We start from the raw sequence: 23746 nt of genomic DNA, 5'->3' as shown, positions 1-23746 counted from the left end.
GGGGCCTTTTCGACCATGGCGGTGGTCCGGTCTCCTGCAGCGCGGGTCATGTCCGGAATGAGCGAGGCCTCGGGCAGGTTGCGCCAGTAGCGCTTGGGCATTTCGCGCACCATGGTCGCGGTGCGCAATCGCGCCGGGTTGAAGGTCGAGGCGAAATAGGTCCGCCAATAGGCCTCCAGATCATCGCCGGCCGGCGCGTCGGCCGGATCGGCCCCGGATGTGAAGCTGAGCGCCTGGGTGTCCCAGTGGGCGCAGACGTCCGGGGTCAGGATCGAGAAGGCCATATTGGCGAACCGGCGCGTGAAGAAGGGCGCGGTGGCCTCGGTCACCCGATGGGCCGGCTCGAACCAGGCGACGAAGGCCTCCACGCCGTCCTGCGCCGCGACCTCGCGAAAGCGGACGAAGGCCTTCATCTTGTGGGCCGCCCGGTTCACCTGGCTCTGCATGTCCGCTGCCAGCGACACATCGGGATCGCTGGCGATCTCCAACAGACGCGGCGTCGTCTCCAGCCGCCAGAGCAGGCGGTAGAGCAGATCGAACCGTTCCGGCGAACGATGCAGCGCCACCCGCCCGGCCAGGTCCACGAAGGCGCGGCTGACCTTGAAGCCGCCCTCCCCGCCCGCCGGCGCCAGAGGCGCCTCGGCTGGAAACAGGCTCGCCTGCCCGCCGTCCACGGTCCAAAGCACGTCGACCGGCGGGGCCGCCTCGGCGCGCAGGGCCCTCGCCGCCGCGCGCCAGCCCTCGAAGTCGGTCTCTGACGCCAGGCGTATGACGCGCATCAGAACAGGCTCAGCTGCTGCGGCGGCGGGGCGAACCGGTCGCGCAGATCGGCCCGGTCGGCCAGGGCGCCGGGGCTCCAGTCGCTGGCGATCACGAAGGGCTTCAGCTTCTCGATATTGCGGGCCAACCGCTTCACATCGGCCAGGGCCAGCCGCGTAAGCTTCCGCGCCGCGATCATCCGATCCACGCTGCGGGTTCCGAGGCCCGGCACCCGCAGCAGCGTTTCGCGCGCGGCGGTATTCACATCCACCGGAAAGTCGGCCCGGTGGCGCAGCGCCCAGGCGAGCTTGGGATCGATGGCGAGGTCCAGGTCCTCGCCCGGCGCGATGATCTCGCCCGTCTCGAAGCCATAGTACCGCATCAGCCAGTCGGCCTGATAGAGGCGGTGTTCGCGCATCAAGGGCGGGCGCTGCGCCGGCAGGGACTTGGCCACGTCCGGGATCGGGCTGAAGGCCGAATAATAGACCCGGCGCAGCCCATAGTTTCCATAGAGCGTGTTCGACCGCGCCAGAATCTCGCCGTCGCTGGCGCCATCGGCGCCGATGATCATCTGGGTCGACTGGCCAGCCGGCGCGTACTTCGGCGGCCGGGTCTTGCGCGCCGGCTCCTTCCCGGCCTCGATGCCCAGCCGCACCGCGCCCATGGCCTTGCGGATGACGCCGGCGTCCTTTTCCGGAGCGAAGGCCGCCAGGCTCTCCTCCCGCGGCAGCTCCACATTGATCGAGACCCGGTCCGCATAGAGGGCCGCCTCATGGGTCAGCTCCACCGAGGCCTCCGGGATCAGCTTCAAATGGATGTAGCCGCGGAAGTCGTGCTCGGTACGCAGGCCCCGCGCGACCGCGACCATGGCCTCCATCGTATAGTCGCTGTTGCGGATGATGCCCGACGAGAGGAACAGCCCCTCGATGTAGTTGCGCTTGTAGAAGCCCAGCGTCAGGTCGACCACCTCCTGGACCTTGAACCGCGCCCGGGGCGTGTTGGACGAAACCCGGTTCACGCAGTAGGCGCAGTCATAGATGCAGTAATTGGTCAGCAGGATCTTCAGCAGGCTGACGCATCGCCCATCCGGCGTATAGGCGTGGCAGATGCCCATGCCCTCGGTGGACCCCACCCCCTTGCCGCCCTGGGAATCGCGTTTTCCCGCCCCCGAGGACGCGCAGGACGCGTCGTACTTGGCCGCGTCGGCGAGGATGGAGAGCTTCTGCTTCAAATCGAGAACGGCCATGGGGCCACTCTAAAGTTCTCTTTTTGTTCTGCAAGCGCAGCCGTGGCGTTTGGCTCCTAAGACGGCCGTCGGTGATCGGCGAAGGCCTCGGCCCGGCGGCGACGCTCCTCGGCCCAGGCCTCGCTTGGCGCCCCACCCATCTCGGGCCAGGGCGCGATGACGCCGCAGGTCGGGCAATGGCCGTCGAGTTCAAGCTCAGCGCCACAGGTCCGATGGAACATGCGGGTGGCCGGGGGACCGTCCTGCGGCTTGCACCACTGCTCGCCCCAGGCCCGCAGCGCCAGGATGACAGGTTTCAGATGGGCGCCCTTTTCCGTCAGCCGGTAGGCATAGCGTCTCGGCCGCTCGGAATAGACCTCCCGCGCCACCAGACCATCGGCCTCCAGCCGCTTGAGCCGGGCGGCCAGCATCTGGCTCGTGGCGCCGGTCTGGGCCTGCAGATCCTGGAAGCGGCTCTGGCCCAGCAGCAGTTCGCGCACCACGAGGATCGACCACCTGTCCCCGATCAGGCTGGTGGAATGGGCCACTGGGCAGAGGGTGTCGTCGGGCGCCTCGCGTCGGGTCACGGTTGTCCTTGGGCTCCGTCGAGGCTCCACCCCCAGGGCAGAACCACCTCAATCCCGCCGACAGTATGAAAGTCATAGGTGACCTGTCCATCACTTCGCCAAAAGTGACGCAGGCGTCATTTTTGAGTCGCTTTGATTTTCAGAGTTGCTAACCTCCCTCCGTCCCACACCGACGGAAGGCGACCGCAGATGACCGATGGCCCCCACGATCCCAAGGCGCTGCGCGCCGCCATCGGGATCTCGCATGCCGAGGAGCGGCGAATCGCGGTGGCGCTGTCCCCGGCCGTGGCCTGGCCGACCCTGGCCCTGGCGCTCATCCTGCCAGCCAGCCTGATCTCGGTGATCGCCCTGGGAATGGCCGGCGCGCTTCCGCTCTGGGTCTGCACGCTGATCCTGGCGGCGCTATCCTACGCCCACTACACGCTGGTCCATGAGGCCATCCACGGTAATGTGGTGGCGAGACCCAAGCGCTCGGCCTGGATCAACACCGTGGTGGGATGGATCGGCGCCCTGGGCATGGGCGCGGGCTGGCCTGCGCTCCAGCGCACCCATGTCCTGCACCACGCCCACACCAATACCGAGCGCGACCCCGACATCGCGGTGAAGGGCACCTTCCTCCAGCTCCTGAAGAAATGGCTGGTGGGGCTTCCCGTCTCCCTGCTGCCGATCTTCACGGTGAAGTTCATCAACCCGGCGCGCTACCAGCGGCTGGGCAAAATCCTCAGTCCCGCCGAGATCACCCAGGTTTCAGCGGTGACACTATTCACTCTGGCCCTGCTGGCGGCCGCCATCGCCACGGGGCGCGTCGTCGAGTGGCTGATGCTGTGGTTCCTGCCGACCAAGCTCGGCATCCTGATGCTGAACATCTTCTTTCAGTGGCTGCCGCACCATCCATTCGACCGCACCGAGCGCTATCTCAACACCCGCGTCAGCCTCTGGCCCGGTGGCACGGTTCTGCTGCTGCAACAGAACCTCCACCTGATGCACCACCTGTGGCCGAGCGTGCCCTTCTACAACTACGCTAGGCTCTTTCGCCGCCTGCGCCCGGTTCTGAAGGCCGAAGGGGCCCGGGTCGAGGGCCTGTTGGTCGGTCCCCGGCGCCGCACCATCGCCCACTGACCCGCACGTCACGGGCGCAAGATCCAGACGACCGGCGCGATCAATGCGATAGTCTTGCCTCCAGCCAATGGGGGTCCGATGGAAAGCGATCTGATTGACCGGATCTATGAGTGTTCCGTGGCGCCGGACCTCTGGCCCTCGGTGCTCGACGATCTGGCGGAGCGAACCGAGTCCCGGGGCGGTCTGCTGTTCTCGGCGCGGCGCTCGCTCTGCTGGACCGCCTCGGGCTCAATCCGCGACGTCTTCGAGGCCTATGTGAACGATGGCTGGTTCCATCGTTGCCCCCGCCGCACCTGCATCATGAGCCAGTCCGATCCCGCCTTCTTCGTGGAGCAGGATTTCTGGAGCGAAGACCAGATCAAGATCGATCCCATCTATCGGGACTTCTTCCACCCCCGCGGCCTGGGCTGGTCGGCCGGCACGGGCCTGCAGGTGCCCACGGGCGATTCCATCGTCTTCAGCGTCGAACGGAGCCTGGAGCGCGGGCCGATCGAGCCGGAACACGTGGCCATGCTCAACAGCCTGCGCCCTCATCTGGCGCGGAGCGCCCTGGTCAGCGCCCGCCTGGGCCTGCAGCGGGCCCGGGGCGCCACCGAAGCGCTGAGCGGCCTGCGGCTGCCGGCCCTGCTGCTCACCGAGGGGGGCGTAGTCGTCGAGGCCAATGAATGGATGGCGCCGCTCGGCGGCGAGGTGCGGTTCGGCGCCGGCAATCGGCTGGCCTTGAGCGACAAGGCCGCCCAGCAGATGCTCACCGACGCCCTGAAGACCATCGACGCCGCGCCGGGCCTCGGGCGCTGCACCTTTCCCCTGCGCGACGAGCTGGGCCGGGCGACCATGGTGCTGCACCTGATCCCCATCAAGCGCTCGGCCCACGACATCTTCGGCCAGAGCTTCGCCCTGCTGATGATCACGCCGGTCAGCAGCGAGCGCGCCCCGTCGCTGAATCTCATGCGTTCGCTGTTCGACCTCACCGCGGCGGAGGCCCGCGTGGCCCAGGGCATCGCCGCCGGCAAGACCCTGGAGGACCTGGCCCAGGCCGGCGGGGTCTCGATCAACACCGTGCGCAACCAGCTGCGCCGCGTACTGGAAAAGACCGGCTGCGCCCGTCAGGCCGAGCTCGCCGCCCTGCTGTCCAGCGTCGCCGTGGGAGCTGCCGAATAGGGCGGGCCCCACCCCTTGAGGAGGCCCGAACATCCGAGTTTCGCCACATTGGCGCTCTAGCTGCGTAAGGTGGAGCTTCGGGGGTGGACGATGAGATCATTCGGCTTGGCCGCAATCCTGGCGACGGCGATGCTCGGCTCAGCCTGCGTCGAAAGGGCCGACGCCCAGGCCCCGCCAACCGCGGACGCAGAATCCGCGACGACGTCCCCCGAAGGCGGCCCCTACGTCCTCAAAGACACCCGGGTCTGGACCGTGCCCGATCCGGTCTCGGGCCGGGACTACGAGGTCTTTGTCAGCCTGCCGGCCAGCTATGGCGCGGAACCGCAGCGACGCTATCCCACCCTCTATGTCACCGACGCCGACTACGGCTTTCCGATCCTCCGCCAGATCGCCCGCCGGGTTAACCTGGATGGTCCGGTGCTTGAGGAGTTCATCCTGGTCGGCCTGTCCTACGCCAAGAACGAGGGAGGCGCGGCGTCCCGCAGCCGCGACTACACGCCGGTCCCCTGCAATCCGCCTTCCAGCTGCGCCAGGGTCCATGGGGGCGGCGACGCCTACCAGGCGTATCTGAAGTCCGAGGTCCTGCCCTTCATCGAGGGGCGGTTCCGGGCCGATCCCGACGCCCGCGTGCTGCTGGGCCATTCCTATGGCGGCCTGCTGGGCGCGCAGATCCTGTTCACCGATCCGGAGATGTTCCAGGCCTATGTGCTGGGCAGCCCCTCCTTCTGGTTCGGCCAGCGCCACATCATGAAGATGGAGGCCGACTATGCGCAGAGCCACACTGACCTTCCGGCCGAGGTCTTCATGTATATCGGCGCCTTCGAGACCCTTGGCCCCACCCCGCGCCACGCCTCGCGCTACGACATGGTCGGCGAAATGCAGGCCATGGAACAGGTCCTGAAATCCCGCCACTATCCGAGCCTGAGCCTACGATCGACCGTGCTGGACGACGAGGACCACCTGACCGTGGCCCCGGCCGGCTTCACCCGCGCCCTGCTGGCCGTCCTGCCTGCGAGGCCATGAGGGCGGCGGCTCCCTAAACCTCCACCGGCACGGGTCCGCTGGCCCGCAGCCGCGCGGCGTCGCGGGCCGGCGGTGCGCCGAACAGGCGGGCGTACTCACGGGAGAACTGGGAGGGGCTCTCATAGCCGACCTGAAAGCCGGCGGCCTGGGCGTCGGCGGCCTCGCCCAGCATGAGGCGGCGGGCCTCCTGCAGGCGAATCTGCTTCTGATATTGCAGCGGGCTCATAGCCGTCACCGCCTTGAAGTGGTGGTGCAGGGCCGAGGGACTCATGCCCGCGGCCTGCGACAGCCGCTCGATGCTGAATGGCCGGTCGAAATTGTCGCGGATCCAGGCGATGGCGCGGCTGACCTGGGACAGCCGGCTGTCCGGCGCGCCGATCTGGCGCACGATGCCCGCCTGGTCGCCGGTCAGCAGCCAGTAGTGGATCTCCCGTCGGATCATCGGCGCCAGCACCGCCACATCCTGCGGCCGGTCCAGCAGCCGCAGGAGACGGGCCACCGCGTCGGTGAGTTCGGGCGTGTTGCGGCTGAGATGCAGACCGCGCGAGGTCTCGGCCCCAGGCGCCGGCGGCCGCTGGAGCATCAGTTCCCGCAGCAGGGCCGGGTCCAGATCGACCCGGACGCAGAGATAGGGCTGTTCGGGCGTGGCCTCCACCACCTGGCCGGTCAGCGGCAGGTCGACCGACACCACCAGATGGCTGGCGCTGTCATAGCGGAAGGCCTCGTCGGCCAGCATCACCACCTTGGCGCCTTGCGCGATAATGCAGACGGCTGGCTGGTGAAGCACCGGCACACGATCGGTCGGCGCGCCATAGCGTATGACAGCCAGGCCAGGAACAGGCATGTCGTGCATGCCGTCCTGTGGCGCGTGACGCGCGATCAAAGCCACGAGATTGTCCATGCGACTTGCTCTCACGGCGTCCGGCTAGCCGCAAGGCTTACCCGCACCTCCAGGAGGATCATGCAAGAACGACGGAGGACTGGTCTACCGCCTGATCCTCCACCCGCCGCATCCTTGTCCTCGCCAAACACAAGGAGACGGCCATGACTGAGATTGCAAACAAGGTGGTGCTGGTGACCGGCGCGAGCAGCGGCATCGGCGAGGCCACAGCCCGTGAACTGGCGGCGGCCGGCGCGACCGTCGTGCTGGGCGCGCGCCGGGTGGAACGTCTGGAGGCCCTGAAGTGCCAGATCGAGGCCGACGGCGGCAAGGCCATGGTCTACGGCCTGGACGTCACCTCCCGCGATGAGGTGAAGGCGTTCGTCGAGGCGGCGCAGGCGCAATTCGGCCGGGTGGACGTCATCGTCAACAATGCGGGCGTCATGCCGCTCTCGCCCCTGGCCGCCCTGAAGGTGGACGAGTGGGACCAGATGATCGACGTGAACATCAAGGGCGTCTTGAACGGCATCGCTGCGGCCCTGCCGGTCATGGAGGCTCAGGGACACGGCCAGATCATCAACATCGCCTCAACGGCTGGGCACCAGATCCTGCCGACCGCGGCGGTCTATTGCGCCACCAAGTACGCGGTGCGGGTGATCTCCGAGGCCCTGCGCCAGGAGACCGACAAGGTGCGCGTGGCCATTGTCTCGCCGGGCGTCACGACCTCGGAATTGGCCGAGACCATCACCCACCCGGAGACGGCGGCCTTCATCGACGACTATCGCAAAAAGGCCATTCCTGCCGAAGCCATCGCCCGGGCCGTGCGCTTCGCCATCGAGCAGCCGCCGGAGGTGGACGTGAACGAGATCATCGTGCGGCCGACCGCGACCATCGCCTGACCGGGCGTCGCAACGGGAGAGAATAGGAACCTTCGCCGCCAGGGCGTGTTAGCAGCGCGCACATGTCCCGCCTGATCATCCGCCACGAAACCCGCTACGCCTACGAGCGCCCGGTCGCCTTTGGGCCGCACCAGCTATTGGTGCGCCCCAGGGGCGGCCACGCCCTGCGCGTGGTGAAGGGCGCCCTCACCTTTTCCCCCCGGGGAGAAACCCGCTGGCGCTATGACGCCTATGGCAACTGCGTTTGCCAGCTGAATGTCAGCGAGGAGTCCGACGAGTTCTTCATCCTCAGCGAACTGGAGATCGAGCGCTTCCCCGCCCCCCTGGAGCCGCAGGAGGTGGACGATCCCCGCACCGCCACGCCGATCGTCTATCCCCCCAGCGACCGGGCGGTGCTGGGTCCCTATATCGAGCCGGTCACCCTCGATCCCGAAGGCCTGCTTCTGCGCTGGCTGCATGGGCTGGCGCCGAGCACGGGCGAGCCTGCGCTGGACTACGTGCTGCGCCTCAACCGAGCCATCCATCAGCAGTTCGACTATGAGGCCCGCCAAGAGGAGGGCACCCAGGCGCCGCATGAAACCGTGGAGCTTGGCCGTGGCACCTGCCGCGACTTCGCCTGGCTGATGGTGGAGACCCTGCGCCGGGTGGGCTTCGCCGCCCGCTTCGTCAGCGGCTACCTTTATTCGCCGGGCCTGGAGAGCGTGCGCGGCGCCGGCGCCACCCATGCCTGGTGCGAGGTCTTCCTGCCGGCCTTTGGTTGGATGGATTTCGATCCCACCAATGGCCTGGCCGAGGCCGCCGACCTGATCCCCGTCGCCGTCAGCCGCACCCCGGCCGAGGCCGCGCCGATCAGCGGCTCCATCCTGGGCGATCCGGGCGCCAGCCGCATGGTGGTCAAGGTGGACGTCACCCTGGCCGGCCCCCTGGCGAGCGCCGCGTGAGGGCGCAGCCTGGCTGTGCGCTCAATTTTGGCGCGGGCGAGAAATCGGCTTTTCAGGTCGAAGGACTCTGATAGGACGGAGCGATTGTTTTAGCAGATCATAATTTTGGGGAGCCGCCGCGCGACCCTTTGCGACCCCCGCGCGGCAGGGACGCTATTGGAAAAGACCACCGAGGAACCACCGATCGCCGATGAGGCGGTCGTGATCCATGCTGACGACGACGGCAAGACCCTGGCCGAGCGCGAAGTCGAATACGAAAAGTTCGTCTGGGCCAATCTGAAGCGCAACTATATCGCCCACTACCTTCACGGCATGCTGGGCATGACCGGCTTCCGGCTGGTCAATGCGCCGACCTTCCTGCCGGCCTATCTCTACCTGATCTCGGGCTCCAGCTTCATCGTCGGGCTGGGCCTGGCCCTGCAGCAGGTGGGCGGCATGATCTCGCCCATCTTCGGGGCGACCCAGATCGAGCACCGCAAGCGGGTCATGCCCGCCGCCGTCTGGATGGGCGGTCTGGCGCGGGTTCAGATCCTGGGCATGGCGCTCGCCGGCTGGTTCCTCTCGGGCCAGCCCCTGGTGATCGCCATTCTGGCCTTCATGTTCATGTTCGGCCTCTTCATGGGCACCCAGCGGGTCGTCTTCTCGCTGCTCATGGCCAAGGTGATCCCGATCAGCCGGCGGGGCCGGCTGCAGGCTTGGCGCAACGCCACCGGCGGGGTCATCGCCGCGGCCCTCGCCTGGGTGGCGGGGAAGTACTTCATCGAAGGCAACCTGCTGGGCAATGGCTATGCCTCGACCTTCCTATTCGCCACCATCCTCACCTCGATGGGCCTCTGGGCGCTGCAGTTCCTGATGATCGAGCCGGAGCCGCCGACCACCCGGGTCCAGACGCCTTTCCTGGAACGTCTGAAGGACTTCCCACGCCTGATCTCCCAGGACCGGGGCTACATGTTCTTCCTGATCGTCCAGATGCTCAGCATCACCGGGCGGATGGCGACCCCGTTCTACATTCTCTACGTCAGCACCACGATCGAGCTGACCGGGGCCAATATCGGCCTGCTCAGCCTGGCCTTCCTGGGCGCAGACACCCTGTCGAATCTGGTCTGGGGCTATCTGGGCGACAAGACCGGCTTCCGCGTCGTGCTGGTCAGCTCCCTGGTGATCTGGATCGCCGCCACCGTACTGCTGATGAATGTCCACGAGGTGGCCGCCATCTTCGTCGCCTTCTTCGGCCTCGGCGCAGCCCAGTCGGGCTACATGATGAGCGCCCAGACCATGATCCTGGAGTTCGGATCGCGGGACGAATTGCCCATGCGCATCGCGCTCTCCTCCACCGCCGAGGGGGTCATGGCCTCAGCGGGTCCCCTGGTGGGCGGGATCATGGCCGCCACCCTGGGCTATGAGAGCGTCTTCGGAACCTCCATCGCCTTCCTGACGGCGGGGTTGCTGTTGCTGCTGTTCATGGTGCGCGAGCCGCGCAAGGATCGGATGGCCCCGGCGGGGTGAACCCTATTGGGCGGCAAGAACGCTGCGCCCGCGGGCGATCCGCTCGCGGGCCATCTCGCCGGCCACCTCGTGCGTCGGACGCCGCTCGGCCAGGGAGCGGTCGAGCACCTCCTCCAGGGTCAGCATCAGGCGTGAGAGCTTGGCCTCCACCCAGGCCGGATCGAAGGCCTCCCCGGAGTCCAGGGCGCGGATCTCGCCGGCCACATTGATAATGCCGCCGCCGTTGATCACATAGTCCGGCGCATAGAGCAGGCCAAGGTCGAACAGGGTCTGGCCAATGACCGGGTCGGCCAGCTGGTTGTTGGCTCCGCCGGCGATGATCCTGGCGCGCAGGCGCGGCAGGGTTTCGACACTGATCGCGCCGCCCAGGGCGCAGGGGGCGAAGACGTCGGCCTCGACGTCGAAGATCTCGTCGGGCCCCACGATCATGGCGCCCGTCTGGGCCGCCACCTGGGCCAGAACCTCGCGGTTGACGTCGGTGATGACCAGTCGTGCGCCGGCGGCGCTCAGCTTCTGGGCCAGATAGGCGCCCACATGGCCGACCCCCTGGATCGCCACCGTCACGCCGGACAGATCGCGATCCAGCGCCCGGCGCACGCACAGGCTGATGCCGCGGAACACGCCCTCGGCGGTGACCGGGCTGGGATCGCCAGACGCCGCCGCATGGCCCTCCAGCCCCGCCACGAAGCGGGTGTGCCGGCGGGCGTGCATCAGGTCCGTCGGCGAGACGCCCACATCTTCGGCCGTCCAATAGGCGCCGCCCACGGCGTCGACCGCCCGGCCGAAGGCCTCGAACAGGGCGGGCGACTTCTGGGTGCGGGAATCGCCGATGATCACCGCCTTGCCGCCGCCCAGGTCCAGGTCGGCCATGGCGTTCTTGTAGGACATGGCCCGCGACAGCCGCAGGGCGTCCTGCAGGGCGTCGGCCGAGGTCGGGAACGGCCACATGCGGCAACCGCCGGCCGCCGGCCCCCTGGCGGTGGAATGAACCGCGATGATGCAGCGCAGCCCCGTGGCCTCGTCGGCAAAGGCGTGAACGGCCTCGTGGCCATCGAAGTCGGCGGAATCGAACAGGGTCATGCGCTCACGGGATCGTTGCGTTTGAAACCAATTTTGTCGGCTCTAGCCCGCAGGCTGCGCCCTCACAAGCCCGCCGTCGCATGCTCGGCGAGCGGCGTCCAGTCATCGCCGCCCGGGGCGGTGGGAATGGGCGGCGCCCCAGACGGCAGAGGCGCCTCGGGATCCCCGATGAAGGCCAGGATGTCGGCCATCACCGCCTGGCCTTGCAGGTCCCGGGTCAGCAGGTGCCAGCCGTTCGCATAATAGGCCGAGCGGTCCGTGGGCTTGATCCGGGCTGCGGCCTGGAAGGCCGGCCGCTCGGGAATGATCTCGTCGTTCTGGCCATAGAGATACAGCACCGGAACCTGCAGCCGGTCGATATCGCGCCAGGCGTTCTCCATCAGGTCCACCAAGCCATAGAGGGTGTCGGACCGCGCCCCCCAGATCATCAACTCGTCGGCGCCCATGGCCTGCAGCTCAGGGATATTGTCGGTGGGCTTCACCCGGTCGGTGACCCAGCTCGGCGGCGTATAGACCTTGGGGCCGGTGACATGGGCGGCGAACCACAGGGCGGTCTTGTAGGGCAGAGGCTGGGTCGACCACCCCCAGACCGCCGGCGCCATCAGCACCAGCCGGTGCGCGGCGGGGGGCCGCTCCGAGGCGAAGGCCCGGATGGCGACGGCCCCGCCCATGCTCTCGCCGGCCACCACCACCAGGGCATGGGGATGGCGGGCGCGCACCAGGGAGACCAGAGTCCGCAGATCCTCCTGCAGCACCGTCTCGTCCGGCCAGACCCCGCGGTTGGGCGAGCGACCAAAGCCCCGCTGGTCATAGGCGTAGGTGGTCACCCCGTGCTCGGCCCAATAGGGCGCGGCCAGGTGGAAGGCGTTGGCGTAGTCGTTCATGCCGTGAACCCCCACCACAACGGCCTTGGGCGCGCCCTCCTGCGCGTCCCAGGTGGTCAGGCCCAGCCGCGCGCCGTCGAAGCTGACAAAGCGGTCGCCGGCCAGGCGCGGGCCTTCGAAACCCAGGGGCGGCTGGCCAGCGGTCTGGGTCATGAGCGGCGTGCAGGCTCCGAGCATCAGGGCGAAGAGAAGGACGGTCAGACGAGTCATGCGCGCAAAAGAGCCTCCACCCTTTGGCGAAGATAGGGCGTGACCTCGGCCTCGAACCAGGGATTGCGTTTCAGCCAGGCGGTGTTGCGCCACGATGGGTGCGGCAGGGGCAGGATGCCCGGCCCATACTCAGGCCAGGCGGCCACCGTCTCCGTCATCGTCGCCTTGCGCGCCGCCCCCAGCGCCCAGGCCTGGGCGTAGGATCCCACCAGCAGGGTCAGCTCGACCTGGGGCAATTGGGCCAGAAGCTGGCGCCGCCAGAGCTGGGCGCAGCGGGCCGGCGGCGGGAAGTCCCCGCCCTTGGGGTTGGTCCCGGGAAAGCAGAAGGCCATGGCCGCCACGCCGATCGCCGGGTGATCGTAGAAGGTCTCCCGGTCGATCCCCATCCAGCTGCGCAGGCGCACGCCGGAGGGATCGTTGAATGGCAAGCCGGTCTCATGCACCAGCCGGCCCGGCGCCTGGCCGCAGATCAACAGCCGGGTTTCGGGCCTCACCCGCACCACCGGCCGCGGCTCGGGTACGAGGTCGCCGGCGCAGGCCCGGCAGGCGGCGATGTCGCTGAGCAGCGTCTGGAGGCCCGACGGGAAGGTCATCGCATCGATGTAGGGTCAGACGGCTCTCGCCGCCATGTCGTCGCCCCGAAGCGGGGTGCGGCAGCCCGCCGCCCGCCACCGCCCCACGAAGCCTCCAGTCCTGTTAACCAAGTGTCCAGGCTCCTGCCGCAGGATCGCCTCCATCTCCGGCCAGCGGTGGGGCGCCTGGGTCGCGACTGAACGAGTGACATAATCGATGCTGAAGACGATCAAGGGCCGCATGCGTCTCTCCTGGGGCGTCGGCATGGCCTCCATGCTGGCCCTGGCTGGGCTCAACGTCGCCCTGTTGCGCATGGTCGCGGAGGCGCCCGCCGGCGCCGAAGCCGACCGCATCCTGGCCATGGCCACCACCATCAGCATCGGGATCGGCGTCGCCACCGTGGTCGGCGTGGTGCTGGGCGCTCTCTACTTCGAAAGCCTGGTGATCACCGCCCTCTCCCGGATGAGCGGGGTCATGCGGCGGCTGGCGGCTGGCGAAAGGGTCGAGGTCATCCCGGGCGCCGAGCGCGGGGACGAAATCGGCCAGATGGCCGCCAGCGTCGTAGTGTTCCGCGAGAACGCCGAGGTCCGGGCGCAGCTGGAGGACGAAGCCCAGGCCGCCCGGGGAGAACTGGATCGCCGGCTGGCCGCCGCCGAAGCGGCCTTTGAGCGCGCCAGCCAGGACCAGAAGGCGCTCGTTGAAGCCATGGCCAAGGCGCTGTCGCGCCTGGCCCGCGGCGACCTGGGCGCCCGGATCGAGGTCGCCGTGGCCCAGGACTATTTGGCTCTGAAGTCGGACTTCAACGCCGCGGTCGGCCAACTGGAAGGCGCATTTGGTGCGATCGCCACGGCCGCCGGCGAAATCCGCGCCGGCTCCCAGGAAATCACCACCGCCGTGGATGACCTGTCTCACCGCACCGAGCGACAGGCCGCCAGTCTGCAGCAGACCGCAGCAGCCCTCGATGAAATCACCGTCACCGTTCGCAATACGGCGTCCGGCGCGCGCCAGGCCAATGGCGCCATGGCCGCGGCTCGCGGCGACGCCGCACGCAGCGGAGAGGTGGTCGGCGAGGCCGTCACCGCCATGGGCCAGATAGCCACATCCGCCCAGGAGATCAGCAAGATCATCGGGGTGATCGACGAGATCGCTTTCCAGACCAACCTGCTCGCCCTCAACGCCGGGGTCGAGGCCGCCCGGGCCGGCGAGTCCGGCCGCGGGTTCGCTGTGGTCGCTTCGGAAGTCCGCGCCCTGGCTCAGCGCTCGGCGGACGCCGCCAAGGAGATCAAGGGGCTGATCGAGATCTCGGGCCAGCAGGTCCAGAGCGGCGTCGATCTGGTGGGCCAGACCGGCGAGGTTCTCAACGGCATCGTCGGCAAGGTCACCGAAATCTCCGACGTTATCGCCGCCATCGCCGCCTCGGCCGAGCAGCAGTCGGTGGGTCTGGCCCAGGTGAACACGGCCATCACCGATATGGACAAGGTCACCCAGCAGAACGCCGCCATGGTCGAGGAGGCCAACGCCGCCACCCGCACCCTGGACCAGCACGCCGCCGCCCTCGCCGAGTCCGTCGATCGTTTCCAGCTGTCCGGCGCCGCGGCCAACCCGGTCCACGCCCAGCAGGCCCGTCTGGCGGCCCTCACCCGCGGCGTGGGCTGAGAGGAACCCCTTCAGCGGGCGCTCCGCGCGAGCCTCAGCGCCGAACGGCAGACCTGCCAGCCTCCGTGGGCGCGCCGGTAGATAGACGCGGCATAGCCCTCTCCCGAGAGCTCGGGCAGTCCGTAGCGGCCGTGGAAGCCGCTCCGTTCGCCGCGAGAGTCCTTCAGGTGTGCGGCGACGTCCGGGCGGGGCTGGTCGGTGGTGATCTGCGCCACGAAATCGCCGCCCGGTCCCTGGAGGCGCACCCAGGCCTCAGGCGGCGAGCTCCAATCCGACAGAACGGCGAACCATCCTCCGACGGTCAGCACCGAGCCGTCGATCAGGGCGGCCTCCAGCGTCGCGACCTCCAGATTGCAGTTGCTCGCAACGACCGCCTGGTCGAGCGTTGCGACCAGATTCGCGGGCGGGGGCGCCATGAGCGGCTCCGGCGACACCTTCTGGATCGCCGTTTTGATTCGCGCGATCGCCTCCGGACTGGCGGGCGGTCCCTCGCCGCTCGCACTCCGCACGCCGCTCTCCAGCACCTGCAGCAGGACCACATCCGGGGCGAAACGGTCGATCAGATCCGGTCGCCAGAAGCCGTCCTGGATGTGGGTCAGAATGATCCGGCTGAAGTGCGGCAGCAGCATCGGCAGCAGCGCATTGGAGAAGGAGTCGCGGTTCATCAGCAGCACCGGCTTGCCGGCCTGGCCCGTGTCGATGATTTGCGGGGCGGTCCAATCCGTCTTGTCGGTGAGGTAGCGCGTCTCGCTGCGCGCCAACCCCTCGGGATTTTCCAACTGCAGGTGATCGATATCGACGAAGCCTGCGACCCCCAGCATGAGCGCCAGGTCAGCGGGCCGCCGGTCGAGCCGGACGTCTTTGAAAGCGTTCATGGGCAGGGGCGTCTCCGCCACGCCCAGCTGCGCGAGTCGGGTCATGATGGCCTGGTAGCCGAAATAGGCGCCGTGCCCCGTCCAATGGGTCTCGTGCCGACTGAAGGTCTTCAGCCCCTGTCGCCGGGCCTCGATGAGCGGCGCCTCGAGGTAGAGCACCTCACCGGCCCCGGAGGCGTCTGCGAGGGCAGAGAGCAGGACCGCCGGTCGCTCGGTTTCTGGGCCTGCAAACCAGCGCGGTCCATATTCCGGATAGATGGCCTCCTTCAGCGGCGGAACGACGACCAGATAGGTCGCCTCCCGCGCCTGCAGCGCCTCGGTCCGGCCCGCCAGGACCTGCAGCCAGGCCTGCGTCTCCGGCTCGGGCATTGGGGGGTCGTTGCGCACCGCGCCCATGTGACTCCCGTTGTCATAGAAGAGCCAGCCGTCCTTCCCCACCAGCACGGAGTCCGACCCGCTGACTCCAGCCAGCATTCGCAGTCGGTTCAAACCGGCGATGAGATAGGGGCGGGCTGGGAACTGATCGGCCACATAGGCGTCGGCGCCCTTCATGAAGCCTGAGATCTGGGAAAGGTGCTGCGGCAGGTTGGGCCTCTGCGCCAAGACCCGGTTCTCAACGATGCCCGGCTCCTTGATGAAGGGGGGCGCAAGGAACGCGCTTGCGACCAAAATCAGGACTGTCCCGATCAGAGCCTGCCAATGCCGCCGCGACGCCGTCATGATCAGAACCGGAAATAGAGGAACGGATTCAGGGTCGAGCCGACCAGGATGCTGACGCTGAGCACGAAGCCCAAGGCCAGGAGCAGGACCGGATAGGCATGCGCCCGCCGGGTGTCGAGCGGCCCCAGGGCCCCGTCATCCTGCTCGGCCATGGGGCGCTTCAGCAGGCTCATGATCCGCGGCATCACCGGAACCGACAACACCGAGCCGATCACGAGCGCGGCGATGATCTCGGCGTTGAGCAGGATCGCCAGCTGCAGGTCCTGGCCCGGCGAGGCCGAGAGGTCCGCCATGGCGCCCAGATACTGCAGGGCGTGCGGCAGGCTGTCGGCCCGGAAGAACACCCACCCCACCATCACCACGAGCATGGCGTAGAGATGCTGCGCCGGCGTCGGCAGGCGCTCTAGGATGGCCCGCAGCCCGAAGCGCTCCAGGATCAGAAAGGCCCCGTGATAGAGCCCCCAGACGATGAAGCGCCAGGCCGCCCCGTGCCAGAGCCCGGTCAGGAAGAAGACGATCAACAGGTTGCGCACGGTCAGCGCCAGGCCGTGGCGATTCCCACCTAGCGGGATGTAGACGTAGTCCCGGAACCAGCTGGAAAGACTGATGTGCCAGCGCCTCCAGAACTCCGTGATGGAGCGCGAGACATACGGGTAGTCGAAGTTCTTGGGGAAGGTGAACCCCATCAGGAAGGCCAGCCCGATGGCCATGTTGGAATAGCCGCAGAAGTCGAAATAGATCTGCAGGCTGTAAGCCCAGGTCCCCAGCCAGGCCGTTGTTGACGCCAGCCCGGAAGGGTCCAGGGCGAAGGCGTGGTCGGCCAGGGGCGCGACGGCGTTGGCCACCAGCACCTTCTGACTGAGCCCGATGATGAAGTACTGGACGCCAAGGCCGCGGCGTTCGCTGCGGCTGCGGTCGGCGTGCATCTCGTCGCGGATATCGGCGTAGCGCACGATCGGCCCGGCGATCAGGTGCGGGAACATCAGGATGTAGGCGGCGAATTTTGTCGGGTCCCGCTCCACCTTGACGGCCCCACGATGGACGTCAGCCAGATAACTCACGAGCTGGAAGGTGAAGAAGGAAATGCCCAGCGGCAACGCCACATCCGGCGAGGGCGCAGGTGGCCCGGGCCACACGGCGTTGAAGTTTTCCACCAGGAAGTTGGCGTACTTGAAGAAGCCCAGTACGCCGAAATCGGCGGCGATCAGCGCCCCGAACGCCGCCTGGCGGACCCTGCGCTCAGCCAGGCGCACCAGCAGAAGCGCGCCGCCATAGTTGAGGGCGATCATCGCCAGCAGCAGGAAGAGGTACGGGCCCTCCCCCCAGGTATAGAAGAAGGCGCTGCCCGTCAGGAGAACGGCCGTTCGCCAGCCGGATACATAGTAGCCGAGCAGGAAGATGGGCAGGAAATAGAAGATAAAAATGACGGAACTAAAGACCACGCGCCCCCCGGATCGTGAGTCAGGAGGAGACCAGCGTCAGTGCACCCGACGACGTCCGTCTAGCATGGCCTTAACGGCCGCGCGACCCTTTGGCCAGGTCCGAAGGTCAGCCTTCGCCGGCTGGTTCCGGAGCCGTCAGGCCCCCCTCAGTCGGCAGCGGCAGGCGCAGGCGATAGACGCCCTTGAACTGGTTGGGGTCGGCAGGCTTGCCGTGGCGGGTGATCACCAGACGGCCTTCGCGGGCCAGGCCCACCGAGACGGTGCGCACCCGCGAGAGCCACCGATGCCAGCCTTCCGGATCGGCGGCGCGGGCCGCCTGTTCCGGCGAGATGGACTTGCCCGGCGCTAGCGGCGTCAGGAGATCGAAGATCGCCGTTTCAATAGGATCGGACATCAACCGCCACGCTTCAGGGTTTCGCGGGCGATGACCACCTGCTGGATCTGACTGGTGCCCTCATAGATGCGGAAGATGCGCACGTCGCGATAGAAGCGCTCGATCCCGTAATCAGCCACATAGCCGGCGCCGCCGAAGATCTGCACCGCCTTGTCGGCCACCCGGCCGACCATCTCGGAGGCGAAGTACTTGGCCGCCGCGGCCTCCATGGTCACGCTGTGGCCAGCGTCGCGCTTGCGGGCGGTCTCCATGGTGAGCGCCTTGGCGGCGAGCGCCTCGGTCTTGCAGTCGGCGATCATGCCCTGGACCAGCTGGAACTGGCTGATGGCCTGGCCGAACTGCTTGCGCTCGCTGGCATAGGTTACGCAATCGGTGATCAGTCGCTCGGCCACGCCGACGCAGACCGCCGAAATGTGCAGCCGGCCCCGGTCCAGCACCTGCATGGCCACCTTGAAGCCCTCGCCCTCGGCGCCCAGGCGGTTCTCCACCGGAACCCGGACATTGTCGAAGGTGACGTCGCAGATGTGGGCGCCCTGCTGGCCCATCTTCTTCTCGGGCTTGCCCACCGACAGGCCCGGCAGGTCGCGGGGCACGAGGAAGGCCGAAACCCCGCCGCCACCCGGCTTGGACGGATCGGTGCGAGCCATGACCGTAAACAGGTGGGCCTTGTTGGCGTTGGTGATGTAGCGCTTCGACCCGTTCAGCACATAGGCGTCGCCGTCCAGGGTCGCGCGGGTCTGAACCGCGGCGGAGTCCGATCCCGCCTCCGGTTCGGTGAGCGCGAACGAGGTGATGATCTCGCCCGAGGCGATGCCGGGCAGGTACTTCGCCTTCTGCTCGTCAGTGCCGAACATCACCAGGCCCTGGCTGCCGATGCCGACATTGGTGCCAAACGCCGAGCGGAAGGCCGGGCTGGTGCGGCCCAGCTCCACGGCCACAAGGCATTCGTCCTCCATGGAGAGGTCGAGCCCGCCGTACTCGGCCGGAATGGAGAGCCCGAACAGCCCCAGTTCCTTCATCTCGGCGACCACGTCGTCGGGCATGGCGTCGGTTTCCGACACCTGGGCCTCCAGGGGGCGCAGCCGCTCGGTGACGAAGCGGCGGACGGTGTCGATCAGCTGGTCGCGGGTTTCGGCGTCGAGAGCCATGATCTGTCGCTTTCCTGGAAGGTCTTAGGCTTTGGCCAGGGCCAGGGCCGAACCCTGGCCGACGCCGACGCACATGGTGGCGAGCGCCCGGCTCCCGCCCCGCTCATTCATCGCCCGCGCCGCGGTGAGCGCGATGCGCGCGCCGGACGCCCCCAGCGGGTGGCCGATGGCGATGGCGCCGCCGTGCGGATTCACATGCTCGGCGTCGTCGGCAAGTCCCCAGGCGCGCGTGCAGGCCAGCGCCTGGGCGGCGAAGGCCTCGTTCAGCTCGACCACGTCGAAGTCCCGAGGCGTGAGTCCCAGGCGGCCGCAGAGCTTCTCCACCGCCGGCACGGGGCCATAGCCCATCACCCGGGGCGGCACGCCGCCCGAGGCCCCGCCCTCGATCCGGGCCAGCGGCTCAAGGCCCAGCTTCTGCACCATCTCGGCCGAGGCCAGCAGCAGGGCTGCGGCGCCGTCATTGACGCCGGACGCATTGCCCGCCGTCACCGTCCCGTCGGGTCGCACGATGGGCTTCAGGCCCTGCAGAGCTTCCAGGGTCGTGTCGGGGCGCGGATGCTCGTCCTTGGACACCACCGTCTCACCCTTGCGATCCTTCAGCGTGATCGGGGCGATTTCGCCTTCGAAATAACCGCGGGCCTGGGCCGCGCCATAGCGCTGCTGGCTGCGGGCGGCGAAGGCGTCCTGGTCGGCGCGGGCGATCTGGTAGTCGGTGGCGACGTTCTCGGCGGTCTCCGGCATGGAGTCGACGCCGTAGTCCTTCTGCATCTTCGGGTTCACGAAGCGCCAGCCGATGGTGGTGTCGAAGATTTCCGCAGACCGGGAGAAGGCTGAATCGGCCTTGCCCATGACGAAGGGCGAGCGTGTCATGCTTTCGACCCCGCCGGCGACGACCAACTCGGCCTCGCCCACGGCGATCATCCGGGCCGCGGCGATGGTGGCGTCCAGGCCCGAGGCGCAGAGCCGGTTGACGGTCAGGCCCGGCACCGAGCTTGGCATGCCGGCCAGCAGCAGGGCCATCCGGGCCACGTTGCGGTTGTCCTCGCCGGCCTGGTTGACGCAGCCGTAGACGACCTCGTCCACCTCTTCCCAGTCCACCTGGGGCAGGCTCTCCATCAGGGCCCTGATGGGATGGGCGGCCAGGTCGTCGGCGCGCACCTTCGAAAGGGCGCCGCCATAGCGGCCGATGGGGCTTCGCACACCTGCGCAGAGATAGACGGTCCGGCCTTGCATGATCGCTCCTCGACCCCTAGGCCACGCCCCTGGCGCGGCCGTGTTTGTTGCGGGCGGGCAAACTACTGTTCGAACGCGCGCGGGGCAAACCCGCCTGAGGTCATTTACGAGGGGAAGCTGGCGATGGATGGCGGCGGCGAAGCGCAAAACGGCCTGGTCACCGACGGCGAATGGGCCGGCTGGCGCACCTGGGAGGGCTCCGATCCCTTCGAGGACCACGCCGGGCCCTTCTACTTCCGGCACGATCCCGACGGCACGCCGCGCTGCGCCTTCCGCGCCGAGAAGAAGCACATGAACGGCGGCGGCTTCATGCACGGCGGCTGCATCATGACCTTCGCCGACTATTGCCTGTTCGTGATCGCCCGCGAGGCGCTGCAGGGAAACCATTCGGTGACCGCCACCCTGAACGGCGAATTCGTCGGCGCCGTGCCCCTGGGCGCGCTGGTCGAATGCACCGGCGAGGTGGTCAAGGCCGCCCGCTCCATGGTCTTCGTGCGCGGGCTCATCACCACCGGTGGGGAAAACGTCATGAGCTTCTCCGGCGTCATCAAGAAGCGCGGGCCCCGGACCTGAACCTTGCGCGCCACCCCCACGACGCCATGTTGAGGGCGCCGCCCATCCGTCAGGAGTCTCCATGAGCCAGCCCGCCAAACGCAATCTGGGCCAGATCGCCATGGGGGCCGCGCTCGCCTTGCTGGCCGGACCCGTGGCCCTGTTCAAGGCCGTCGAGCTGGCCTTCTTCCTCACCGGCGTGGCGCCAGATCATTGGATGACCTCGGCCGAACCGACGGCCATGCCGGTCTCCATCGTCGTGCTGATCTTCTCGGGCCTGGTGGCGGCCTATGGCGTGCGCATGGTGTGGCGTGAACTGAAGTCGCCGACCTCGTGACGCGGCTTTCGGTCCTCGACCTGTCGCCGGTGGGTGCTGGCGTCACCCAGGCCCAGGCCGTGCGCCAGACGCTGGAGGTGGCCAAGGCCGCCGAGCGGCTGGGCTATGACCGCTTCTGGGTGGCCGAGCACCACAATATCGAGGGCCTGGCCTCTCCTGCCCCCGAAATCCTGATCGCCGCCCTGACCCAGGTCACCTCCACCATCCGCCTGGGCTCCGGCGGGGTGATGCTGGTCAACTATTCGCCGCTGAAGGTCGCCGAGGTCTTCATGGAACTGGAGGCCCTGGCCCCAGGGCGCATCGATCTGGGGGTCGGCCGGGCGCTGGGGGCTGACGGGCGCACAGGCGCGGCCCTGCGTTCGGCCTCTTCGGAGGCCTTCCCGCACTATTTCGCGCTGTTGAACGCCTGGCTGCTGGACGCCTCGGGCATGGAGCTGATCGGCGCCGATCATCCGGCCCGGGAGATCCGCGCCCATCCCAGGGGGCCGTCGCATCCGGACCTGTTCATGCTCTGCTCGTCCCCCGACAGCGCCGACTTCGCGGGCCGGGCGGGCGTGGGGATGGTGTTTGCGGAATTCATCGCCAGGGCCGACGGGGGCCCGGCGGTGGAGGCCTATCGGCGGGCCTTCACGCCCTCGCCGTTTCGTCAGACGCCGATGGCGGCCATCGCCAGCATTGCGCTGGCGGCCGAGACAGAGGCCGAAGCCCTGCGGCTGGACGCGCCACGGCGCGCCTCGACCCTCGCCACCGCCCTGGGGCGGCGTCAGCGGTTCCCGGTCATCCCCGAGGCGCAGGCCTTCCTGGCCGAACACGCCGGTGATCCGCGCCTGGCGGACATTGAGGCGCGCAGCATAGCCGGCTCAGCCGAACAGGTTCGGACCCGTCTTGCGGACAAGGCTCAGGCCAGCGGCGCCGACGAAATCTTCGTCATGGCCTCCGGACCCAGCCTGGAAAGCCGCATCCGGTCGTTGGAGCTGATCAAGCCCGCCTGACTGTGCGCTAGAAGAGGCCTGCTCGCTGGGCGATGACCACCAGGGCGATCACCACCAGCAGGGCCTGGATGATCCCGTTCAGGGGGCCCGGGATGGGCAGGAGGCGCACGGCGTAGAGAGCGAGGCCGAGGACCACGAGGATGATGACGATGGTGATGAGCAATGACATGCCATCCTAACCTCTGCCTTGGGCAAAGGTTCCGGCCGCCCGCTCGCAATCTCGCACTGGCGGACCCCCGGTTTGCGGCCTAGCGTGTCGGCCATGGCCAGCACGACGAACACCACCAGCCGCGAGCGGCTCAACGACGCCAATCTTGGCAAGCTTCCGGGCCACCTGGGGCTTGAGATCCTGGAGACCGACAACGGTCGCGTAGTGGGTCGCTTCCGCGTGCGCGAGGACCTGGTCGCCCACACCGGATTTCTGCTGGCCGGCGCGGTGTTGACCGTCGCCGATATCCTCTGCGCCTATGGCGTCTCCACCGCCTGGCCCGAGGGCGCCACCGGTTTCACCACCGCCGAGGTGAAGTGCAACTTCGTCGGCACCCTGCGCGAGGGCGAGGTGCTGTGCACCGCCACCCTGCTGCACGGCGGCCGAACCACCCAGGTCTGGGACGCCCGAGTCGAGGACGCCGCCACCGGCAAGCTGATGGCCGCCTTCCGCTGCACCCAGATCATCCTCTATCCGCGGGCGTGAGCGTCAGTCGGCGAGTCGGTAGTCCATGGCCACCACCTGGCGGACGCTGCGCCAGGGCTTGATGTCGTCGGCGATCACCAGGCGCCGCGGCCCCTCCCGCTCGGGCAGGGGCTGGCCGTCGAGGGTGTCGGCCAGGATCGCCACATCCTTGTGCAGGTCCTTATCGGCCTCGACGGCGGAGACCACGGCGGCGTAGCCGTCGGCTCCGCGGACCACGAGATAGCCGCGCATCGGATCTCCGTGGGCGCGCATGCCCACCGGCAGGCCGGCGGCCCGCATCACATAGGCCAGCGGCGGCCCCTCATAGAGGCTGGGGCCCGCCTCGCCGGGCACGGTCACCTGGGCCCGGGGCAGGTCGGCGAGCGCCGCGGCGCTGAGCGTCACCTGCGTTCCGTCGGCCTTGGAAATGGTCAGGTCCTGAGCGACCGCTGGAGCGGCGAGGGCCAGCAACAGGCCGGCGAACAACAAGGATTTCATAGGGCGGTCTTGACCGAGTCACGGGCGCGCATGGCCTCAAGCCAGCGGTTCACATGGGTCAGCTCCTCGGACGGGCGGAACTTGATCATGCGGGCGAAATCGATGGAGGCGAAGGCGACGATGTCGGCGATGGTCAGCCGGTCAGCCGCGATCCACTCGCTCTCGGCCAGGCGCCGGTCGAACAGCTTCAGCGCCCGGGTCCCGCTCTGGGCGTTGGACTCGCCGATGGCCGGGTTCTGCTTTTCGAGCACGCCCAGCGCCGGGTGGGTATGGCGCACGGCCATCATCAGCGGCGTGGCGACCATCATCTCGGCCCGCCTGGTCCACATCTCGATGATCGCCGTCTCCTTGGGGTCGCGCCCCATCAGGTTGGGCTCGG

Annotated in this window: 26 protein-coding genes; 11 read left to right on the top strand and 15 right to left on the bottom strand. The window is 68.2% G+C overall.

Translation table 11 applies throughout. From position 1 onward, the window contains the following. From V7702_RS11640 to V7702_RS11630, 3 genes are all read right to left on the bottom strand, one after another. A partial coding sequence (locus V7702_RS11640) for a TIGR03915 family putative DNA repair protein (RefSeq protein WP_335650279.1) occupies positions 1–779 on the bottom strand: 779 nt, incomplete at its 3' end. Next, positions 779–2005, bottom strand: coding sequence for a putative DNA modification/repair radical SAM protein (locus tag V7702_RS11635; RefSeq protein ID WP_335650278.1), 1227 nt, complete (start codon positions 2003–2005; stop codon positions 779–781). The genes V7702_RS11635 and V7702_RS11640, both read right to left, overlap by 1 nt. 56 nt (positions 2006–2061) lie before the next feature. Next, the gene (locus V7702_RS11630) at positions 2062–2571 is read right to left on the bottom strand and encodes a winged helix-turn-helix transcriptional regulator (RefSeq protein ID WP_335650277.1); all 510 of its coding nucleotides are present in this window, start codon (positions 2569–2571) and stop codon (positions 2062–2064) included. A gap of 189 nt (positions 2572–2760) precedes the next feature. Here V7702_RS11630 and V7702_RS11625 point away from each other — a divergent pair, with 189 nt between their 5' ends. The 3 genes from V7702_RS11625 to V7702_RS11615 all read left to right on the top strand — a co-directional run bounded on the left by V7702_RS11625 (position 2761) and on the right by V7702_RS11615 (position 5874). Then, entirely contained in the window at positions 2761–3690 is a 930-nt protein-coding gene (locus V7702_RS11625) for a fatty acid desaturase (protein WP_335650276.1), read from the top strand. A 78-nt stretch (positions 3691–3768) separates the two neighbouring features. Next, entirely contained in the window at positions 3769–4851 is a 1083-nt protein-coding gene (locus V7702_RS11620; RefSeq protein WP_335650275.1) for a helix-turn-helix transcriptional regulator, read from the top strand. A 105-nt stretch (positions 4852–4956) separates the two neighbouring features. Continuing rightward, positions 4957–5874, top strand: coding sequence for an alpha/beta hydrolase (locus V7702_RS11615; protein WP_335650274.1), 918 nt, complete (start codon positions 4957–4959; stop codon positions 5872–5874). A 13-nt stretch (positions 5875–5887) separates the two neighbouring features. On the opposite strand, the gene V7702_RS11610 is transcribed toward V7702_RS11615, so the two are convergent. Beyond that, positions 5888–6775, bottom strand: a complete 888-nt coding sequence (locus V7702_RS11610; RefSeq protein ID WP_335650273.1) for an AraC family transcriptional regulator — start codon at positions 6773–6775, stop codon at positions 5888–5890. 143 nt (positions 6776–6918) lie between these two features. On the opposite strand from V7702_RS11610, the gene V7702_RS11605 reads away from it, so the two are divergent. The 3 genes from V7702_RS11605 to V7702_RS11595 all read left to right on the top strand — a co-directional run bounded on the left by V7702_RS11605 (position 6919) and on the right by V7702_RS11595 (position 10100). Then, positions 6919–7653, top strand: coding sequence for an SDR family oxidoreductase (locus tag V7702_RS11605; protein WP_335650272.1), 735 nt, complete (start codon positions 6919–6921; stop codon positions 7651–7653). A gap of 62 nt (positions 7654–7715) precedes the next feature. Beyond that, positions 7716–8594 carry a transglutaminase family protein gene (locus tag V7702_RS11600; RefSeq protein ID WP_335650271.1) on the top strand — a complete coding sequence of 293 codons (879 nt, stop codon included), beginning with the start codon at positions 7716–7718 and terminating at the stop codon, positions 8592–8594. Positions 8595–8795: 201 nt separating this feature from the next. Then, the gene (locus tag V7702_RS11595; protein ID WP_335650270.1) at positions 8796–10100 is read left to right on the top strand and encodes an MFS transporter; all 1305 of its coding nucleotides are present in this window, start codon (positions 8796–8798) and stop codon (positions 10098–10100) included. A 3-nt stretch (positions 10101–10103) separates the two neighbouring features. On the opposite strand, the gene V7702_RS11590 is transcribed toward V7702_RS11595, so the two are convergent. The 3 genes from V7702_RS11590 to V7702_RS11580 form a co-directional block, all read right to left on the bottom strand. Beyond that, positions 10104–11180 carry a Leu/Phe/Val dehydrogenase gene (locus V7702_RS11590; protein ID WP_335650269.1) on the bottom strand — a complete coding sequence of 359 codons (1077 nt, stop codon included), beginning with the start codon at positions 11178–11180 and terminating at the stop codon, positions 10104–10106. Between the two features lie 62 nt (positions 11181–11242). Beyond that, entirely contained in the window at positions 11243–12274 is a 1032-nt protein-coding gene (locus tag V7702_RS11585) for an alpha/beta hydrolase (protein ID WP_335650268.1), read from the bottom strand. Then, a complete protein-coding gene (locus V7702_RS11580) occupies positions 12271–12867 on the bottom strand; it encodes a uracil-DNA glycosylase family protein (protein ID WP_335650267.1) in 597 nt (198 codons plus the stop codon). Before V7702_RS11580 ends, V7702_RS11585 begins: the two co-directional genes overlap by 4 nt. 196 nt (positions 12868–13063) lie before the next feature. Here V7702_RS11580 and V7702_RS11575 point away from each other — a divergent pair, with 196 nt between their 5' ends. Next, entirely contained in the window at positions 13064–14503 is a 1440-nt protein-coding gene (locus tag V7702_RS11575) for a methyl-accepting chemotaxis protein (RefSeq protein WP_335650266.1), read from the top strand. Between the two features lie 11 nt (positions 14504–14514). Here the strand turns inward: V7702_RS11575 and V7702_RS11570 are convergent, their stop codons facing one another. The 5 genes from V7702_RS11570 to pcaF all read right to left on the bottom strand — a co-directional run bounded on the left by V7702_RS11570 (position 14515) and on the right by pcaF (position 20315). Further along, positions 14515–15981, bottom strand: a complete 1467-nt coding sequence (locus V7702_RS11570; RefSeq protein WP_335650265.1) for an alginate O-acetyltransferase AlgX-related protein — start codon at positions 15979–15981, stop codon at positions 14515–14517. A 119-nt stretch (positions 15982–16100) separates the two neighbouring features. Then, positions 16101–17540: an MBOAT family O-acyltransferase gene (locus V7702_RS11565; protein WP_335650264.1), complete on the bottom strand. Its 1440-nt coding sequence runs from the start codon at positions 17538–17540 to the stop codon at positions 16101–16103. A gap of 106 nt (positions 17541–17646) precedes the next feature. Then, the gene (locus V7702_RS11560; RefSeq protein WP_335650263.1) at positions 17647–17934 is read right to left on the bottom strand and encodes a DUF3253 domain-containing protein; all 288 of its coding nucleotides are present in this window, start codon (positions 17932–17934) and stop codon (positions 17647–17649) included. Continuing rightward, on the bottom strand, positions 17934–19082 hold the full coding sequence (locus tag V7702_RS11555) for an acyl-CoA dehydrogenase family protein (protein ID WP_335650262.1): 1149 nt from the start codon (positions 19080–19082) through the stop codon (positions 17934–17936). Before V7702_RS11555 ends, V7702_RS11560 begins: the two co-directional genes overlap by 1 nt. Before the next feature lie 24 nt (positions 19083–19106). Then, complete coding sequence (gene pcaF, locus V7702_RS11550) at positions 19107–20315, bottom strand: 3-oxoadipyl-CoA thiolase (RefSeq protein ID WP_335650261.1); 1209 nt, start codon at positions 20313–20315, stop codon at positions 19107–19109. A gap of 123 nt (positions 20316–20438) precedes the next feature. Here pcaF and V7702_RS11545 point away from each other — a divergent pair, with 123 nt between their 5' ends. From V7702_RS11545 to V7702_RS11535, 3 genes are all read left to right on the top strand, one after another. After that, positions 20439–20888, top strand: a complete 450-nt coding sequence (locus V7702_RS11545) for a PaaI family thioesterase (protein WP_335650260.1) — start codon at positions 20439–20441, stop codon at positions 20886–20888. 61 nt (positions 20889–20949) lie between these two features. Continuing rightward, positions 20950–21204, top strand: coding sequence for a hypothetical protein (locus tag V7702_RS11540; protein WP_335650259.1), 255 nt, complete (start codon positions 20950–20952; stop codon positions 21202–21204). After that, positions 21201–22196 carry an MsnO8 family LLM class oxidoreductase gene (locus tag V7702_RS11535; RefSeq protein ID WP_335650258.1) on the top strand — a complete coding sequence of 332 codons (996 nt, stop codon included), beginning with the start codon at positions 21201–21203 and terminating at the stop codon, positions 22194–22196. Before V7702_RS11540 ends, V7702_RS11535 begins: the two co-directional genes overlap by 4 nt. A gap of 7 nt (positions 22197–22203) precedes the next feature. Here V7702_RS11535 and V7702_RS11530 read toward each other — a convergent pair whose 3' ends face one another. Further along, positions 22204–22365, bottom strand: a complete 162-nt coding sequence (locus V7702_RS11530) for a hypothetical protein (protein WP_304713321.1) — start codon at positions 22363–22365, stop codon at positions 22204–22206. A 93-nt stretch (positions 22366–22458) separates the two neighbouring features. Between V7702_RS11530 and V7702_RS11525 the strand changes: the two genes are divergently transcribed. Further along, complete coding sequence (locus tag V7702_RS11525) at positions 22459–22890, top strand: PaaI family thioesterase (RefSeq protein WP_300574327.1); 432 nt, start codon at positions 22459–22461, stop codon at positions 22888–22890. 3 nt (positions 22891–22893) lie between these two features. Here the strand turns inward: V7702_RS11525 and V7702_RS11520 are convergent, their stop codons facing one another. After that, positions 22894–23367 (bottom strand): molybdopterin-dependent oxidoreductase, encoded by a 474-nt coding sequence (locus V7702_RS11520; protein WP_335650257.1) that lies wholly within the window; start codon positions 23365–23367, stop codon positions 22894–22896. Beyond that, positions 23364–23746, bottom strand: a 383-nt coding sequence (locus V7702_RS11515) for a glutathione binding-like protein (protein ID WP_335650256.1), incomplete at its 5' end; no start/stop codon positions are given. The genes V7702_RS11515 and V7702_RS11520, both read right to left, overlap by 4 nt.

The organism is Phenylobacterium sp., assembly GCF_036963605.1.
Classification (GTDB): Bacteria; Pseudomonadota; Alphaproteobacteria; order Caulobacterales; family Caulobacteraceae; genus Phenylobacterium.
This window is presented reverse-complemented; position numbering and strand designations above follow the sequence as displayed.

What these genes read in the sequence shown, in the direction of transcription:
- V7702_RS11635 (WP_335650278.1), bottom strand. Translation starts at nt 2,005, where the DNA reads ATGGCCGTTCTCGATTTGAAGCAGAAGCTCTCCATCCTCGCCGACGCG.
- V7702_RS11625 (WP_335650276.1), top strand. Translation starts at nt 2,761, where the DNA reads ATGACCGATGGCCCCCACGATCCCAAGGCGCTGCGCGCCGCCATCGGG.
- V7702_RS11620 (WP_335650275.1), top strand. Translation starts at nt 3,769, where the DNA reads ATGGAAAGCGATCTGATTGACCGGATCTATGAGTGTTCCGTGGCGCCG.
- V7702_RS11610 (WP_335650273.1), bottom strand. Translation starts at nt 6,775, where the DNA reads ATGGACAATCTCGTGGCTTTGATCGCGCGTCACGCGCCACAGGACGGC.
- V7702_RS11605 (WP_335650272.1), top strand. Translation starts at nt 6,919, where the DNA reads ATGACTGAGATTGCAAACAAGGTGGTGCTGGTGACCGGCGCGAGCAGC.
- V7702_RS11600 (WP_335650271.1), top strand. Translation starts at nt 7,716, where the DNA reads ATGTCCCGCCTGATCATCCGCCACGAAACCCGCTACGCCTACGAGCGC.
- V7702_RS11590 (WP_335650269.1), bottom strand. Translation starts at nt 11,180, where the DNA reads ATGACCCTGTTCGATTCCGCCGACTTCGATGGCCACGAGGCCGTTCAC.
- V7702_RS11585 (WP_335650268.1), bottom strand. Translation starts at nt 12,274, where the DNA reads ATGACTCGTCTGACCGTCCTTCTCTTCGCCCTGATGCTCGGAGCCTGC.
- V7702_RS11580 (WP_335650267.1), bottom strand. Translation starts at nt 12,867, where the DNA reads ATGACCTTCCCGTCGGGCCTCCAGACGCTGCTCAGCGACATCGCCGCC.
- V7702_RS11575 (WP_335650266.1), top strand. Translation starts at nt 13,064, where the DNA reads ATGCTGAAGACGATCAAGGGCCGCATGCGTCTCTCCTGGGGCGTCGGC.
- V7702_RS11560 (WP_335650263.1), bottom strand. Translation starts at nt 17,934, where the DNA reads ATGTCCGATCCTATTGAAACGGCGATCTTCGATCTCCTGACGCCGCTA.
- V7702_RS11555 (WP_335650262.1), bottom strand. Translation starts at nt 19,082, where the DNA reads ATGGCTCTCGACGCCGAAACCCGCGACCAGCTGATCGACACCGTCCGC.
- pcaF (WP_335650261.1), bottom strand. Translation starts at nt 20,315, where the DNA reads ATGCAAGGCCGGACCGTCTATCTCTGCGCAGGTGTGCGAAGCCCCATC.
- V7702_RS11545 (WP_335650260.1), top strand. Translation starts at nt 20,439, where the DNA reads ATGGATGGCGGCGGCGAAGCGCAAAACGGCCTGGTCACCGACGGCGAA.
- V7702_RS11540 (WP_335650259.1), top strand. Translation starts at nt 20,950, where the DNA reads ATGAGCCAGCCCGCCAAACGCAATCTGGGCCAGATCGCCATGGGGGCC.
- V7702_RS11530 (WP_304713321.1), bottom strand. Translation starts at nt 22,365, where the DNA reads ATGTCATTGCTCATCACCATCGTCATCATCCTCGTGGTCCTCGGCCTC.
- V7702_RS11525 (WP_300574327.1), top strand. Translation starts at nt 22,459, where the DNA reads ATGGCCAGCACGACGAACACCACCAGCCGCGAGCGGCTCAACGACGCC.
- V7702_RS11520 (WP_335650257.1), bottom strand. Translation starts at nt 23,367, where the DNA reads ATGAAATCCTTGTTGTTCGCCGGCCTGTTGCTGGCCCTCGCCGCTCCA.